9 protein-coding genes are annotated in these 13,897 nt (G+C 74.8%); 1 reads left to right on the top strand and 8 read right to left on the bottom strand.

Annotation, left to right across the window (positions count from 1 at the left end; translation table 11 throughout):
• Positions 1 to 91: 91 nt before the first annotated feature.
• From mpaB to AB0L40_RS21540, 5 genes are all read right to left on the bottom strand, one after another.
• Positions 92 to 844, bottom strand: coding sequence for a daptide biosynthesis RiPP recognition protein (mpaB, locus tag AB0L40_RS21560; RefSeq protein ID WP_364359476.1), 753 nt, complete (start codon positions 842 to 844; stop codon positions 92 to 94).
• Positions 845 to 1,086: 242 nt separating this feature from the next.
• Positions 1,087 to 4,077: an alpha/beta fold hydrolase gene (locus tag AB0L40_RS21555; RefSeq protein ID WP_364359474.1), complete on the bottom strand. Its 2,991-nt coding sequence runs from the start codon at positions 4,075 to 4,077 to the stop codon at positions 1,087 to 1,089.
• A 260-nt stretch (positions 4,078 to 4,337) separates the two neighbouring features.
• Positions 4,338 to 5,300, bottom strand: coding sequence for an alpha/beta fold hydrolase (locus AB0L40_RS21550; RefSeq protein WP_364359471.1), 963 nt, complete (start codon positions 5,298 to 5,300; stop codon positions 4,338 to 4,340).
• Position 5,301: 1 nt separating this feature from the next.
• Complete coding sequence (locus AB0L40_RS21545; RefSeq protein ID WP_364359468.1) at positions 5,302 to 5,991, bottom strand: TetR family transcriptional regulator; 690 nt, start codon at positions 5,989 to 5,991, stop codon at positions 5,302 to 5,304.
• A 13-nt stretch (positions 5,992 to 6,004) separates the two neighbouring features.
• On the bottom strand, positions 6,005 to 7,567 hold the full coding sequence (locus AB0L40_RS21540; RefSeq protein WP_364359465.1) for a fatty acid desaturase: 1,563 nt from the start codon (positions 7,565 to 7,567) through the stop codon (positions 6,005 to 6,007).
• 173 nt (positions 7,568 to 7,740) lie between these two features.
• On the opposite strand from AB0L40_RS21540, the gene AB0L40_RS21535 reads away from it, so the two are divergent.
• Positions 7,741 to 8,484, top strand: coding sequence for a DUF1707 domain-containing protein (locus AB0L40_RS21535; protein WP_364359462.1), 744 nt, complete (start codon positions 7,741 to 7,743; stop codon positions 8,482 to 8,484).
• A gap of 54 nt (positions 8,485 to 8,538) precedes the next feature.
• Here AB0L40_RS21535 and AB0L40_RS21530 read toward each other — a convergent pair whose 3' ends face one another.
• The 3 genes from AB0L40_RS21530 to AB0L40_RS21520 all read right to left on the bottom strand — a co-directional run bounded on the left by AB0L40_RS21530 (position 8,539) and on the right by AB0L40_RS21520 (position 13,649).
• On the bottom strand, positions 8,539 to 9,810 hold the full coding sequence (locus AB0L40_RS21530) for a hypothetical protein (protein WP_364359459.1): 1,272 nt from the start codon (positions 9,808 to 9,810) through the stop codon (positions 8,539 to 8,541).
• Between the two features lie 230 nt (positions 9,811 to 10,040).
• On the bottom strand, positions 10,041 to 12,014 hold the full coding sequence (locus tag AB0L40_RS21525; RefSeq protein ID WP_364359456.1) for a DEAD/DEAH box helicase: 1,974 nt from the start codon (positions 12,012 to 12,014) through the stop codon (positions 10,041 to 10,043).
• 591 nt (positions 12,015 to 12,605) lie between these two features.
• Positions 12,606 to 13,649 carry a CARDB domain-containing protein gene (locus AB0L40_RS21520; protein ID WP_364359453.1) on the bottom strand — a complete coding sequence of 348 codons (1,044 nt, stop codon included), beginning with the start codon at positions 13,647 to 13,649 and terminating at the stop codon, positions 12,606 to 12,608.
• Positions 13,650 to 13,897: the final 248 nt, after the last annotated feature.

Here is a 13,897-nt window from a genome sequence, read left to right as displayed (position 1 = left end):
ACGTCGGCGTGCTCGCCGCGGATGGCGTCGCTCTCCAGCGCCGTCAGCTGGGACAGGCGCAGGTCGAGGATGGCCTGGGCCTGGATCAGCGTCAGCCGACGTCCCCGAATCCGGCGGCGGTCCAGTCGCCCGGATCGTCCTGTCGGGCCGCGTGCAGCAGGTCCAGCACGGCGAGCACGCGCGGCCACCATGGGCGGGTGCCGCGCGCGTCGGCGACGGCGTCGGCGACGCCGGCGGGGGCGCAGGCGCGCTCGCAGCCGAGCGCACGCCAGGCGTCGTCGAGCGCGTCGATCGTCGCGTCCGGCCCCCCGAGGACCGGGCCGCAGGGCGTCGTGCGCACGGCGCCGTCGGCGTCGATGTGCAGGCGGTGACGGGGCCCGCCGCACGGCCGGCCTCCGAGGGCGCAGCGGTCGGCGAGCTGCAGCTGGGGGTCACCGAGCACCGGGGGGACGGAGCCGCGGGCCGTGGCGTCGAGGTCGTCGCGCAGCGCCGCGACGTCGTCGGCGCCTGCGAGCCGCAGCAGCGTCGGACCGACGATCGGCAGGAACGCGGCTCCGGCGTACGCCTCGACCTGGACGAACAGATCGGGGCCCGCGACGAGCTCCTCACCGACGCGGCCGGGGTCGCCCTCGAGCTGCAGCGCGTCGCCCTCGTCGCCGGCCTCGCCGCAGAACGTGATCGACTCCGGGCCGAGCAGGTCGCGGGCACGGCCGACGTCGGCGCGCCGCGCGACGACGGCGAAGGCGACGGGGCCCGCCGTGCCCGGCGCAGCGGTGCCGCGGGCCCAGCCGAGGAGGGCGGCGGCCTCGGGACTGGCGGTGGAGAGGAGGTGGGCGTTCGGCACGGCGCGACTCCGTTCTCGGTGGTCGCCAGGGCGGCGAACCAGGGGACGCGAGCCAACGTACGGCGCAACCATTAATGCAAGGTAAGCAACATGTGAACCGATGTGGCCATCAGCAGTTGCTGTTTTCACAACACCTGTCGCCACCTGCGTCTGCCGCCGGAACGCCGATCGCGTCACTCGAGAGGATCTCGGTGATCGCGGCCGGTCCTCGGCGCTTGGTTCCCCGATGGACGCGCTGGGCGTCAGTCCGCGGACGACACGACGAGCCGCTTCCGCGCCGCCGCCGTCAGCGGCACGTACGCGTCGGTCGTGCGGTCCAGCGCCCAAGTCCGCGCGGGTCGGCGGACCTTCGGCACCCCGGCCTCGCGCAGCTGCCGCGTCATGGGGCGGTACCAGGTGGTCACCGGGATCTCGTCGACGACGTGGACGAGGTCCGGCCGGCAGCCGCCCTCGACGGTCGCCAGCGCCGCGGTCAGGTCGCCGGGGCGCAGCTCGTGCCCGTCCCGGACCGTCACCGCGGCGACGGCGAGCGCGCCGTCCGGGCCGTCCAGCGGGTAGACGACGGAGAGGTCGACCGCCGGCAGGCCGCCGAGCGCGTCGTGGATCGGGAAGGCGTAGACGATGCCGCGCGCGGTGTGGATGGCCGCCTGCGCGTGGTCGACGAGCCAGAGGTCACCGCGCTCGTCCTCACGGAAGAGGTCGCCGGTGACGTGCCACGCGTCACCGCGGGCGAAGACGCCGCGCAGCGGCGCGCCGGGCGCGACCTCGACGGACGTCCGCACCCGGGCCAGCAGCATCCCGACCTCGCCCTGCTCGGCCGGCAGCACGAACCCGTCCCCGCCCTCGAGCAGGGTGCCGGCCTCGGCGTCCCAGCGGGCCAGGCGGATCTCGGCGCTGCCGGGCAGCCGCCGGCCCTTGGACCCGGGGCGCGAGGCGACGTTGGCGAGCACCGCGTCGCCCTCGGTCGACGCGTAGAACTCGAGCACGCGGGCACGCGCCGCGGACGACGTGACGGAGCCGCCGAAGCGCTCCAGCACGCGCAGCCACAGCCCGCGCGGCATCCCGGAGCCGATGAACAGCCGGACGGGGCTGTTCGTCTCGGCCGGGTGGGGCGGGGCCTCGGTCAGGTCGCGCAGCAGCGTCCAGGTGTAGGAGACGACGGTGACGCCGTAGCGCCGGACCTCGTCCCAGAACGTCGCGGTGTCGAAGTCCCGCGCCAGGGCGATGCGCGCGCCGGACGCGACCGCGCCGCCGACGGACGTCAGGAGGCCGGAGGGGTGGTGCAGCGGCGTGACCGCGTAGACCGTGTCCGCCGGCGACAACGACGCAGCCGTCGCGGTGCCGAACGCCGACAGCGCCCAGCGGTGGTTGGTGATCCGCTTGGCGCGGGTGCTCGGTCCCTCGCCGGAGAAGACCACGAACGCGTGGTCGACGGCGCGCCCGGCGTTCGGCGCGTACCAGGCCGGGACGTGGACCTCGTCCGGGTCGATCCGCTCCATGTCGGTGACGCCGGGGCCGAGGTCGCGCGGGTCCGCGCCGCCGCCGAGGACGAACACGTCGACGCCGAGGACGGCGGCGGCCCCCGTGGCGAGCTCGGGGTCCGCGATCACGGACTCGACCTGGCCGAGCTCGGCCTCGCGGGCGAGGTCGCCGTCCGGGCGCATCAGGACCGCGACGGCCCCCAGCCGGCTCAGCGCCGCGACGGCCGCCAGCCCGGACGGCCGGGTCTGCATGACGACGCCGATGTGCTGGCCCTGGCGGACGCCGAGGCTGACGAGCCCGCGCACGATCGAGTCGATGCGGTGCTTGGCCGCGGCGTGCGTGATCGCGCGGTCCTCGAAGAGGAAGAGGACGCCGTCCGGAGCGCGCCGCGCCTGCTCGTCGAGCAGCAGGCCGAGCGACATCCGCGTGTTCGGCTGGATCTGCTCCAGGCGGAAGATGCGCGGCAGCTGGGCGGCCGCTTCGTGGGCCAGGCCGACCATGTTGCGGCCGGAGCGCCGGGCGCTGCGGACCACCGAGCGGGCGACGCCGACGCCGGTGCTCGCGGCCAGCTCGACGCTCGCCCCGATGGTGGGACCGGCCGTGAGCTCGCGCGGGCCGTCGTCGACGATCAGCTCCATGTCGTCGGGCGGGGGCGCAACCGCCTCGTCGCCGGCCTCGACCCAGCGGGCCCACTGCCCGACGGCCGGCCACGTGATCGTCGCCGCGGCCGAGCCGACGACCATCCCGAAGTGCCCCGTCGGGACCGTGATCTCGTGGGCCTGCGTGCGCGGGGTCGCGCGCTGGATCCCCCGGACGGACTCGGGGACGCCGATCGTGTCGAAGGCGCCGTGGAAGGCGAGGATCGGGCAGGTGAGGTCCGCGAGCGTGACGAGCCGACCCTCGATCACGAAGCCGCCGGAGATCATCCGGTTCTGCGCGACGATCTGCCGCAGCAGCTCGGCGATCGCGGGCCCCGACCAGGCGACGAAGCCCTCGCCGCCGAGGAACCGCCGCTGGCCCTCGCGGGGCAGCAGCGCGTCGCGATCGCCCAGGCGGCGGAGGAAGTCGATCCGCTGCTGGAACGTCTTGACCGGGTCGAGCATCCGGAACGCCGCCGACGTCAGCCAGCCCGGCAGCGCGCGGTCCGCGAAGACGTGGTCGGCGAGGACGTTGGCCAGGTTGCCGACGAGTCGCTCCGGGATCCCGAAGGGCAGGGTCGTGAAGTCGACCGGGCTGCCGAACGTGACGATGCTCGCCAGCCCCTCGCTCCGGCGCAGCGCCGCCGCCTGGTAGCAGAACATCCCGCCCTGGCTGTAGCCGGCGAGGTGCACGTCGCGACCGGTGATCTCGCGGACGCGGTCGATGGCGTCCGACACCGCGATCACGTGGTCGGTGAGCGTGCGCTCCAAGCCGCCCTCCTCGCGCTCCGGCGCTCCGAAGTCCACGACCCACGGCGCCAGTCCCTGGCGCTGCAGCTCGGTGACGGCGCTGGAGGTCGGCGAGACGTCGTAGATCTCGGTCGCCAGCATCATCGGCGGGACGAGCAGCACCGTGGGACGGTCGGCGTCCGCCGGGTGCTCGTCGGGGAAGTAGCGCCGCAGCCGGTAGATGCGCTGCCGGGTGACGACCTCGTAGGGCGCGGGCTCGTCGCCGGTCTCCAGCCCGCCCATCAGGAGGACCTCCATCGCGTTCTGCGCAACAGCGCCGATGCGGTGGGTGTGGCGGGTCACGGCCCGCGGCAGGAGGCTCACGCCCGGGCCTCCGACGGCGCGCGCCGCGGGGCGGTCTGTCGGGGGTCGCCGGCCGTTGGGTCCAGGGGCTGCATCGTCGTCCTCATCCGCGGGTGCGAACCTCCACCGGTCCGAGCCGAGGGCATGCTACCCGCGGCCCGCTACCGACGGTAGGGAGCGTACGCCGTCGGCCGTCGTCGGGCCTCGCGGGCCCCGACGACGACCGGGGACCGCTGCCGGGAGACCCGCGAGGACGCGGGCCGCGCCGGAGCGGCTCGTGCTCAGGCCGGGGCGCCGGCCCCCGACGCGGGGACGGCAACGGGGCCGTCCGCGCGGTGGACCTCGGCGTCCGCCGGCGGCGCGGCGCCGTCCTCGCGCGCCCGCACCGCGTCGCGCACCCAGCCGGCCACGAGCTGCGGGAGCAGGACCGGGATCCAGTGGGTGGCGTCGGCGCGGCGGACCCACAGCTCGGGCATCCGCCCGGGCAGGTCGTCGTAGATCGCCGGGTCGATGAACGCGTCGCGCAGCGTCACGCCGACCTGCACGAGCGGGACGTCCACGCGGGCGTAGCGCGGGCGCAGGAGCCGCTCGAACATGTTGCGGCGGTAGAGCCCGATGCCGTTGACGCCGTCCTGCGTGATCGTCGGGGCCGGGTGCCCGGCCGGCGGCGGCCCGCCCTCGGTCCGCGCGAAGACCTGCGGCCAGCGCCGGCCGACGCCCGACCGCCAGGCCAGGGGCGCGAGCACGGGCAGGTGGAAGGCGAGGATGTACCAGGACTTCGCGAGCTGCCGCAGCCCGTCGCGCGGTCCGGCCGCGCGAGCCTGGTGCGCGGAGAGGTCGAGGCTCGGGCCGGCGATCGCGGTGAACGACGACAGGCGCCGGGCGACGCGCCCGCGGGCGGCGGACTCCCAGCTCTGGATCGCGCCCCAGTCGTGGCCGACGAGGTGCACGGCCCGGTCGCCCGGGACGGTCGCCTCGATCACGGCGAGCAGGTCGTCGGAGAGCCGCGTCAGCGCGTAGCCGCCCAGGCCGCCGGGAGCGGTGCTCTCCCCCGCCCCGCGGACGTCGTAGGTGACCACGTGGTGGTCGTCCTCCAGCGCGGCGACCACGCCGGACCAGAGCTCCTGGGTGTCCGGGTAGCCGTGGACGAGGACGACCGTGGGGTCGGCCGGGTCGCCGTGCTCGCGGACGGCGAGGGCGACCCCGTCGGAGGTGCGGACGACCGAGCGGCGCGGGAGCGACACGTCAGGCCCCCTGCCGGGCGAGCAGGGACTCGACGTACGGCCGGACGAGGTCGGCGACGCCGCGGGCCGTGGCGGTGCGGTCGTCGTCACCGACGGGCATCACGACGTAGCTGAGGCCCAGGCGCATGATCGTGCCGCCGAGGAAGGCCGCCTCGGCCTCCGGCAGCACCGGCCACGTCTCGCGCATCATCGCCGCGAGCCGCCCGGCGCCGTACTCGAGCAGCGGGCGCCCCTCGGACGTGACGAGCGGCAGCAGGTCGTCGCGGCCGTCCTCGCGGACGACGGCGGCGACGAGCGCGTCCTCGGACGCCGCCTGGAGGAAGACCTCCATCGCGGCGGTCAGCGCGGCCGCGGGATCGTCGGGGCGGCTGCGGATCGCGCTCTCGATCGCCCCGAGGAACTCCTCGAGCTCGTGCATGACGAGCGCCTCGGTCAGCAGCGGCCGGGACCCGAACTCGTTGTAGACCGTCTGGCGCGAGACGCCGGCGCGCGTGGCGATCGCGGCCATCGTCACGGACTTCCACGGACGGTCGGCGGCGAGGTCGCGGGCGGCCTCCAGCAGCGTCCGCCGCAGCAGCGAGCGGGACGCGTCGGCGAACGTCGTCGGGTCGCCCGCCGGACCCTCCGGGCGGGCCGGGGTCCCCGGGCGGTCCTGGGCGGGTGCGGTGGTGGGGACGATCCGACGGGGCACGGAGCCCAGGACGCTAGCCACCGTGGGCCACCGGCGCGTGCTCGACGGTCGTGGAGCCGTCGGTGACGGGCGCGAAGTCCGCCTTGTCGCGCACGCCGCAGTCCGGGCAGGTGAAGTCGTCCGGGACCGCGCTCCACGGGGTGCCGGGCGCGATGCCCTCGCGCGGGACGCCTGCGGCGACGACGTACTCGTAGGAGCAGATCGGGCAGCGGTAGGCGTCCGCGACGACGACCTGCGCGCGGGCGGCGGCGGCCGCCTCGGCCGCGGCCTGCTCGGCCGCGAGGCGGTCGGCGGCCTCGCGGGCGGCGAAGACGCGGGCGCCCTCGATCGCGGGCTTGGTACCGGGACCGTAGGCCTTCAGCACCTGGTCGCGACGGCGCGGGTGGATGTGGGCCCGGGTGACGTCGCCGCCGTAGTGCGCGAGCACGCGCGGGTCCATGACGCGGCGCCAGATCGGCGGGAACAGGGCCAGCAGGATCATCGTGGCGTAGCCGGAGGGCAGTTGCGGCGCCTCCTCGAAGTGGCGCAGCGCCTGGTACCGGCGGGTCGGGTGCGCGTGGTGGTCCGAGTGGCGCTGCAGGTGGAACAGGAAGACGTTCGACGCCACGTTGTTGGAGTTCCACGAGTGCTCGGGGCGCGTGCGCTCGTAGCGCCCGTCGTCCTTCTTCTGGCGGACCAGGCCGTAGTGCTCGAGGTAGTTGACGATCTCCAGCAGCGAGAAGCCGATGACGCCCTGCAGCAGCAGGTAGGGCGCGACGTCGAGGCCGAAGATCGCGACGAGGACGACGAAGCCCACGACGGTCATGCCCCAGGCGTTCAGCAGGTCGTTCTTGACCGTCCACGGGCTGGTCCCCAGGCGGCGGAAGCGCTCGCGCTCCAGGTGCCACGAGGAGGTGGCGCTGCCGTAGACGGTACGCGGCAGGAAGACCCAGAAGCTCTGTCCGAGGCGCGAGCTGGCGGGGTCTTCGGGCGTGGCGACGCGCACGTGGTGCCCGCGGTTGTGCTCGACGAAGAAGTGGCCGTAGCCGGTCTGGGCCAGGGCGATCTTCGACAGCCACTTCTCGGCGGTGTCGCGCTTGTGGCCGAGCTCGTGGGCGGCGTTGATCGCGAAGCCGGAGACGCAGCCGACGGTCGCCGCCAGGCCGATCGCCTCGACGACCCCCAGGTCGCCGGACGCCCAGAGGATGCAGGCCAGGAGCAGCGACGCGTACTGCAGCGGGACGTAGGCGTAGGTGACCCAGCGGTAGTAGCGGTCCTGCTCGAGCCAGGCGAGGATGCGGTCCGGCGGGTTCTCGGCGTCGGTGCCGATGAGCGTGTCGAAGACCGGCATCACGGCGAAGATCAGGACCGGGCCGAGCCACCAGAGGACGCCGAGGCCCGTGGCCTCGACGAGGCCCCAGGCGATGAACGGGGAGATCGGGACGATGAGCCCGAGCAGCCAGGCGTAGCGCTTGCCGTCGGTCCAGCTCGCCGGCGTGACCTCGGGGGTGTCGTGGTGGTGGCTGTGCCCGTGGTCGTGATCGTCGACCTCGTGGCCGCCGGCGCCCCGGGGTCCGGGGATGGCTGCGGTGCCCATCGTGCTCCTCCTCGTCTGTACAGCAACGCGCTAAATGTCAAGCGCCTGGACAGAACATAGCGGACATGTACAGCACGTGGACGATTTCTTTCCCGGCGTCGAATCGGGCGGCGGCCGCGCCAACACCCGCGCCGCGCGTCGACGTGGGTCCCGGACGTCGCTACCGTCAGGTCATGGCCGAGCCCGACCCCTCCCCCGCGCCCTCCGGGGGCGGGTCCGAGCTGCCGGCCCGCACCGGCCCGCCGGCGCCGCCCGCCCTGCGGGCGTCGGACGCGGACCGCGAGCGGACGGCCGACGTCCTGCGGGAGGCCGGCGGCGACGGGCGGCTGTCGGTCCACGAGCTCGACGAGCGCCTGGACGCGGCCTACGCGGCGGTCACGCGCGACGACCTGGAGGGCCTGACGACGGACCTCGTCGCGACGCCTTCCCACGCGCCGGCGCCCGCCGCCGGGACCGGCCGCGTCGTCGTCCGCGGCGGGGACGCCGGCACCCGCTGGCTCGTCGCGGTGATGGGCGGCGTCGACCGCGCCGGCACGTGGCGGATCGCGCGGCGCTGCACGTCGATCTCCGTGATGGGTGGCGCGGACCTCGACCTCACCCACGTCGAGTTCGACGGGCAGGACGTGCACCTGCGCGTCGTCTGCGTGATGGGTGGCAGCGACATCCGCGTCCCCGAGCACATGAACGTGTCGGTCTCCAACCTCGCGATCATGGGCGGCAACGAGGTCCGGATCGGCCACGAGACGCCCGACCCCGGCGGCCCGACGCTGCACCTGCACCTCGTGTCCGTGATGGGCGGGTCCAACGTCGAACGCGGCCCGAAGCGCTCGCGCCGGGAGCGGCGGGCGGAGCGCGAGGAGCGCCGGGCGGTGCGGGACGAGCAGCGCCACCGGCACCGGATCGACCGCCACGGCTGAGCGCGGGGCCCCGCGCCGGCGGCCGGCCGGGAGCGCCGCGGCCGCCCCCGCCGTTCAGCTCGCGGCGAGGGCGGGCGGGACGATCTCCACGCTCACGCGGCGGTCCTCCAGCGCCCGCGCCCAGGGACCACGGACGAAGTGCTCGCGGTGGTCGCTGGAGAGCCGCAGCAGGCCCTCGAGCGGCTCCTCGTCCGTCGACGCCACGCGCCAGCTCATCCACTGCGCCAGGGCGTGGCGGACCGTCGCGGCCGCCGGGGCCGGCACCGGGCGCAGGACGATCCGCTGCGGCGGCCCCGGGTCGGCATCGGCCAGGCCGGCGCGCTCGAGGTCGGCGAGCAGCATCCGGGAGAGCTTGCGGTGGTCGGCGTCCGCCTTGAGGCCCAGGACCTCGGCCAGCGACCGCGACAGCGACGCGGTGGGCATCTCGACCGGGCCGGTCCGCCCCTCGGTGCGCGCGGCGAGCAGCAGCCAGACGACGGTCCCGCGGACCGCGCGGCGGACGGCGTTGGCCCCCCGGCCGCCGCCGAGCAGGACCGCAAGGACCTCGGGGGCGGACGCCCAGAGCGCGTGCCCGGGCTCGCCGGGCGGTCCGGTGACGATCTGGCCGAGCGGCACCCAGGAGCGCTCCGGGAACGCGTGGTCGAGCACGGCCCCGGGCTCGTTGCGGAACTCCGGCAGCGACGCCTGCCCGACCTCGAAGAACGGGTCGCGCTCGACGTCGCCCCGCTCGACGTCGACGGTCACGCGAAGCCGGCCGGTCGCGGACAGCTGCCGGAAGCGCCCGACGCCGATCCCGGCGTAGGTCTGCTTCCAGACCGCCCGCAGCAGCCGGTTGGCGACCGGGTCGTCGGGCTCGCGGTGCTCGTGGTCGTCGAGCATGTCGCGCATCAGGATCATCCGCTGGACGGTCGGGACCGGCGGGCGCAGCAGCGCGACGCGGGTGGCCGAGCGCTCGATCACCCCACCGGTCTCCAGCAGCGCGAGCGCCTCCTCCCACGCGGGGATCGAGTCGTCGCCGGCGCGGATCTCCTCGAAGACCGGGACGAGCTCGGGGAGGTCGCGCGGCAGCCAGGCGTGGACCCCGCCCGTACGGGCGGTGAGCGCCAGGTGGGCGGCGGCCGGCCCGGTCAGCGTGCGGATGCCGAGCCGCTCGGCGTCGGGCAGGCTCCAGGCGGCCTCCAGCTGCGAGGTCAGGACCGGCCAGTGCCCGACGGCCGACGGGTCGATCGGGCCGGACGACGCGTCGGCGAGGACCGGCTCGTACCGCAGCTCGTCCGGCGCGAACCCACCGCGCCAGGCCCAGCTGTCGCGGACGATGCGCCGCATCAGCGTGGCCCCCCGGAGGACGCCTTCGGGGGGACGGTCGATGCACACACCCCCGGGATCCTTACCGATCCCGGGGGACTGCCGCGCTACGGGGTACGCGATCGTTCGCCGTTGATGCGCGGGGGCGCCGGGGATCGACGGTGACGGTCGGGACTCCGGGTCTCACGCGATCCTTGTACCCCGCAACCGGCCCGCGCGAACGGTGTCCGCAGGCCGGGTCGGGTCCTCCCTCAGACCTCGCGGCGGATCTTGGGCTTGCGGCCCTTGATCGTCGTGCCGCGGAGGGCCTCGATCACGCCGTCGGCGGCGGCGTCGGGGACCTCGACGAGCGAGAACCGCTCGTTGATCTGGATCGCGCCGATGTCGCGGCCCGAGAGCTGCGACTCGCCGGCGATCGCGCCGACGAGGTCCTGCGGGCGCATGCGCGCCTCGCGGCCGGCGCCGACGAAGATGCGGGTCGTGCCGACCCCGGCACCGCGGCGCTCGCGGCGGTTGCCACCGGCGCCCTCGCCGCGGGCGTCGCGGCGCGAGCCGCCCTCGCGGAAGCCGGCGCCCCGGTGCTCCTTGGACTTGCCGGCGGCGACCTCGGGGATGTCCTCCTCGTCGACCGCGGCGCCGGTCGCGGCCTGCGCCAGCCTCAGCGCGGCGGCGGCGACGTCGACGACGTCGAACTCGCCGGCCAGCGCCTCGACGACGCCCCGCAGCTCGGCGAGGTCGCCGGGGGAGGCCAGGCTCTCGCGCAGCGTCGTGGTCATCTCGGCGAGCTGGCGCGTGCGCAGGTCGGCGACCGTCGGGACGCGCTCGATCGCGATCTGCTGGCGCGTCAGGCGCTCGATGTTCTTCAGGTTGCGGTGCTCGCGCGGCTGCGCGAACGTGATCGCGACGCCCTCGCGGCCCGCGCGGCCGACGCGGCCGATGCGGTGGACGTAGGCCTCGGGCGCGGACGGGACGTCGTAGTTGACGACGTGCGTGAGGTTGTCGATGTCGAGGCCACGGGCCGCGACGTCGGTGGCGACGATCAGCTGCGTCGAGCCGTTCTTCAGGCGGTCGATCGTGCGCGAGCGCTGGGTCTGGTCCATGCCGCCGTGCAGCGCCTCGGCGGTGTAGCCGCGACCGTTGAGCGTCTGGGCGACCTCGTCGACCTCGGCGCGCGTGCGGCAGAAGACGATCGCGGCCTTCGGCTGCTCCTGGTCGAGCACGCGGCAGAGCGCGGTGGCCTTGTGGTGGCGCGCGACGACGTAGGCGGACTGGCGGACCAGCGGGGCCTCGCCCTCGGGCGTGACCTCGCGGGCGACCTGGATCCGGACGGCGGACGGCTGGTGCTTGCGCGCGAGCTTGTCGATGCGGGACGGCATCGTGGCGGAGAACAGCACCGTCTGGCGCTCGCGGGGCGTCGAGCCGAGGATGATCTCGATGTCGTCCTGGAAGCCCATGTCGAGCATCTCGTCGGCCTCGTCGAGGACGACCATCTCGATCGAGCCGAGCTGCAGGGCGCCGCGGTCGATGAGGTCCTTCGCGCGACCCGGCGTGGCGACGACGACGTCGATGCCGCGGTGCAGCGCCTTGAGCTGCTTGACGATCGGCTCGCCGCCGAAGACCGCCAGCGTGCGGATGCCGAGGCCCTTGCCGTAGGACCACATGGCCTCGGAGACCTGGGTGGCGAGCTCGCGGGTCGGGACGAGCACGAGGCCGCGGGGGGCCTTCGCGGCGCTCGACGTGCCGAGGCGCTGGAGCATCGGCAGCGCGAACGCCGCCGTCTTGCCGGTGCCGGTCGCGGCCTGGCCGAGGACGTCCTTGCCCGCGATCAGCGGACCGATGGTCTCGCGCTGGATCGGGGTCGGCTCCTCGTAGCCCAGGGCGGTGAGGGCCTTCAGGAGCTCGGGGCGGAGCTCGAGGTCGGCGAAGGTGACGTTCTCGTCGGACACGGGCTGCTCCTGCTTCGGTCGGTCGCGGTTGCGCGGATCGGGCTTGGAGCCCGTGGTGAGCGGCGTCACGGCGTCGGCCGCGGCGGACTCGGGGGTCGGCTCGGAGACGGTCGGGGCCTCCGGGACGGGCGCGGCGTCGACGGCCGGGGTGGCCTCCGCGGTCGCGGTCGTCTCGCCGGCGACGCTCTGGGCGTCGACGGACGGCGTCGTGGGGTCGACCACGACGTCGGTCGTGGGTGCGTCGATGACGGCCGAGCCGTCGGGAGCGGATGCGCTCATGTGGTCCTTCGGGGAAGAGCGGTCTCGTCCACGAAGATCCGGCATTTTCGGAGCGCGTCTGGCGCTCCGGGTGATGCCCTGTCCCACGGAGGTCGAAACCATTGGGTACGACGGGAGGAGCGGGCCTGGGCCGCATTCCTCCGATCACGAGCCGCGACGCAGCGCGGCGAACATGCAGACTGACAGACCGCCTGGGGTCCGTGTGTGCGCGGCAGGCCGAACGGGTCGGCCGACGTCTCCCGGATCGAGGCCGGCCTCCGCGTCCGGACGGGCGCCCGGTTCGCGCCGGGGGCCCCGCTGCCGACCGGGGACGCCGTCCACGAGGTGCCCTTCGTCCAGACCGCCCTGCGGCGCCCCGAGGCCACGGGTCGCTTCTCCCCGATCGAGGACGCGACCCACGGGAGCGACGCGGTGGCGCGCTCGACGGCCACGGTCGATCCCGGGTGGCTGCTGACCCGGTGCGCCACCGACGCGGACGATGGCCGCTGGCGGGTCGTCGACGCCCGGGTGGAGGTCCAGGACTTCGGCGTCGGCGTCCTGCAGCTCGGCTGGGAGCCCGTCGCGCCCGGTGCGCCGTTCGGCCCGCGGGCCTCAGCGCAGCTTCAGCGACGCCGACTTCGAGGCCGAGAGACCGCCGGTGCCCTTGGCCGTCACCTTGAGGGCCGAGCTCTTCGGCGACGTCGCCTTGGTGCGGAGCCGGACGCTGAAGGTCCGCGACTTGCCCGCGCCGATGGTGGTGTACGTCTTCGACGTCGACCGCGGCGTGACGCCCTTGCCCGCGGCGGAGAGCTTGACGGTGACCGATCGGGCGGTGCCGGCCCCGGTGTTGCGGACGACGACCTTCGTGACCGTGCTGCGGCCGCGCTTGACGGACGCCGGCTTGGAGACGGTCACGCTCAGGCGCCCCTTCTTGGTCGTCGTCGGGGTCGTCGTCGGCGCCGACGTGGTCGGGGAGGACACCGGCGGCGTGGTCGCCGCCGGGGCGGCGGACGGGACCGGGATGAGGCCCGGGATCGCGAGGAAGCCCGTGAACGTGGAGGTGATCTGCGCCGTCGGCGGGACCTTCAGGGCGAGCGCGGTGCAGAAGAGCCCCTCGGCGACGTTCGTCGGCGTCGCGGCGCGCAGCAGCAGGTTCGTCTGCGAGCCCGACGCGCTGTACGCGCCCGTGGCGGGGTTGATCGCGGTCCCCTTGAGCGTGACCGGGACCGGCGCCTCGCTGTTGCAGCTGTACGTCGTCGTGCCGATGGTCGCCTGCAGCTGGTAGGCGAACGTGCCGGTCAGGTCGAGGGAGAACAGCGTGAGGTTCGGGGCCCCGGTGAAGCCGATCGGCGTCGTCTTCAGCACCAGCTTGCCGGTGCCATAGGGCACGCCGAAGTCGACGCTGTCCAGCGTCCCGTCCGGGAGCGTCACCGTCGAGGAGGGGAACGTCGCCTGCAACGACGTGGCGTCGATGGTGCCCTGGAACGCCGCCGGGGCGGCGGACGTCGCGGTCGCGACGCCGGGCAGGGTGCCGACCTTCGTCGTGCCCGTCGTGAACACGATGCCGATCGGTTGCGTGGCGGCCGTCGCGGTGGCAACGCCTGCGGTCCCCAGAATGCCAGCGGTGATGCCGGCGACGATCGTGGTGCTGCGCATTGGTGGTCCCCTTTCGTGCCCGCGGACTGCGGACGATGTGCACCGTATCGACGGGTCGGGAGCGGACGACAAGGCCCGTGGACGGACGAACGGCGCGCCGTGCTCCGCGCCGTCCGCCGTGGTAGTCGCGTGAGCGCTCAGCGCGCGTGAGCGCTCAGACCCTATGGGGGTCGGTCGTCGTAGAAGGTGGCCGGTGAGCCTGCGCATCGAAGTGCGTGGGCTTGACTGCGCCGCAGCAGCGGGCTGCG

This window comes from Patulibacter sp. NPDC049589 (assembly GCF_040675535.1).
GTDB lineage: Bacteria > Actinomycetota > Thermoleophilia > Solirubrobacterales > Solirubrobacteraceae > Patulibacter.
Note: the sequence above shows the minus strand (reverse complement) of the source record. Positions and strands in the feature narration are given on the sequence as shown.

What these genes read in the sequence shown, in the direction of transcription:
- AB0L40_RS21540 (WP_364359465.1), bottom strand. Translation starts at nt 7,567, where the DNA reads ATGGGCACCGCAGCCATCCCCGGACCCCGGGGCGCCGGCGGCCACGAG.
- AB0L40_RS21535 (WP_364359462.1), top strand. Translation starts at nt 7,741, where the DNA reads ATGGCCGAGCCCGACCCCTCCCCCGCGCCCTCCGGGGGCGGGTCCGAG.
- AB0L40_RS21530 (WP_364359459.1), bottom strand. Translation starts at nt 9,810, where the DNA reads ATGCGGCGCATCGTCCGCGACAGCTGGGCCTGGCGCGGTGGGTTCGCG.
- AB0L40_RS21525 (WP_364359456.1), bottom strand. Translation starts at nt 12,014, where the DNA reads ATGAGCGCATCCGCTCCCGACGGCTCGGCCGTCATCGACGCACCCACG.
- AB0L40_RS21520 (WP_364359453.1), bottom strand. Translation starts at nt 13,649, where the DNA reads ATGCGCAGCACCACGATCGTCGCCGGCATCACCGCTGGCATTCTGGGG.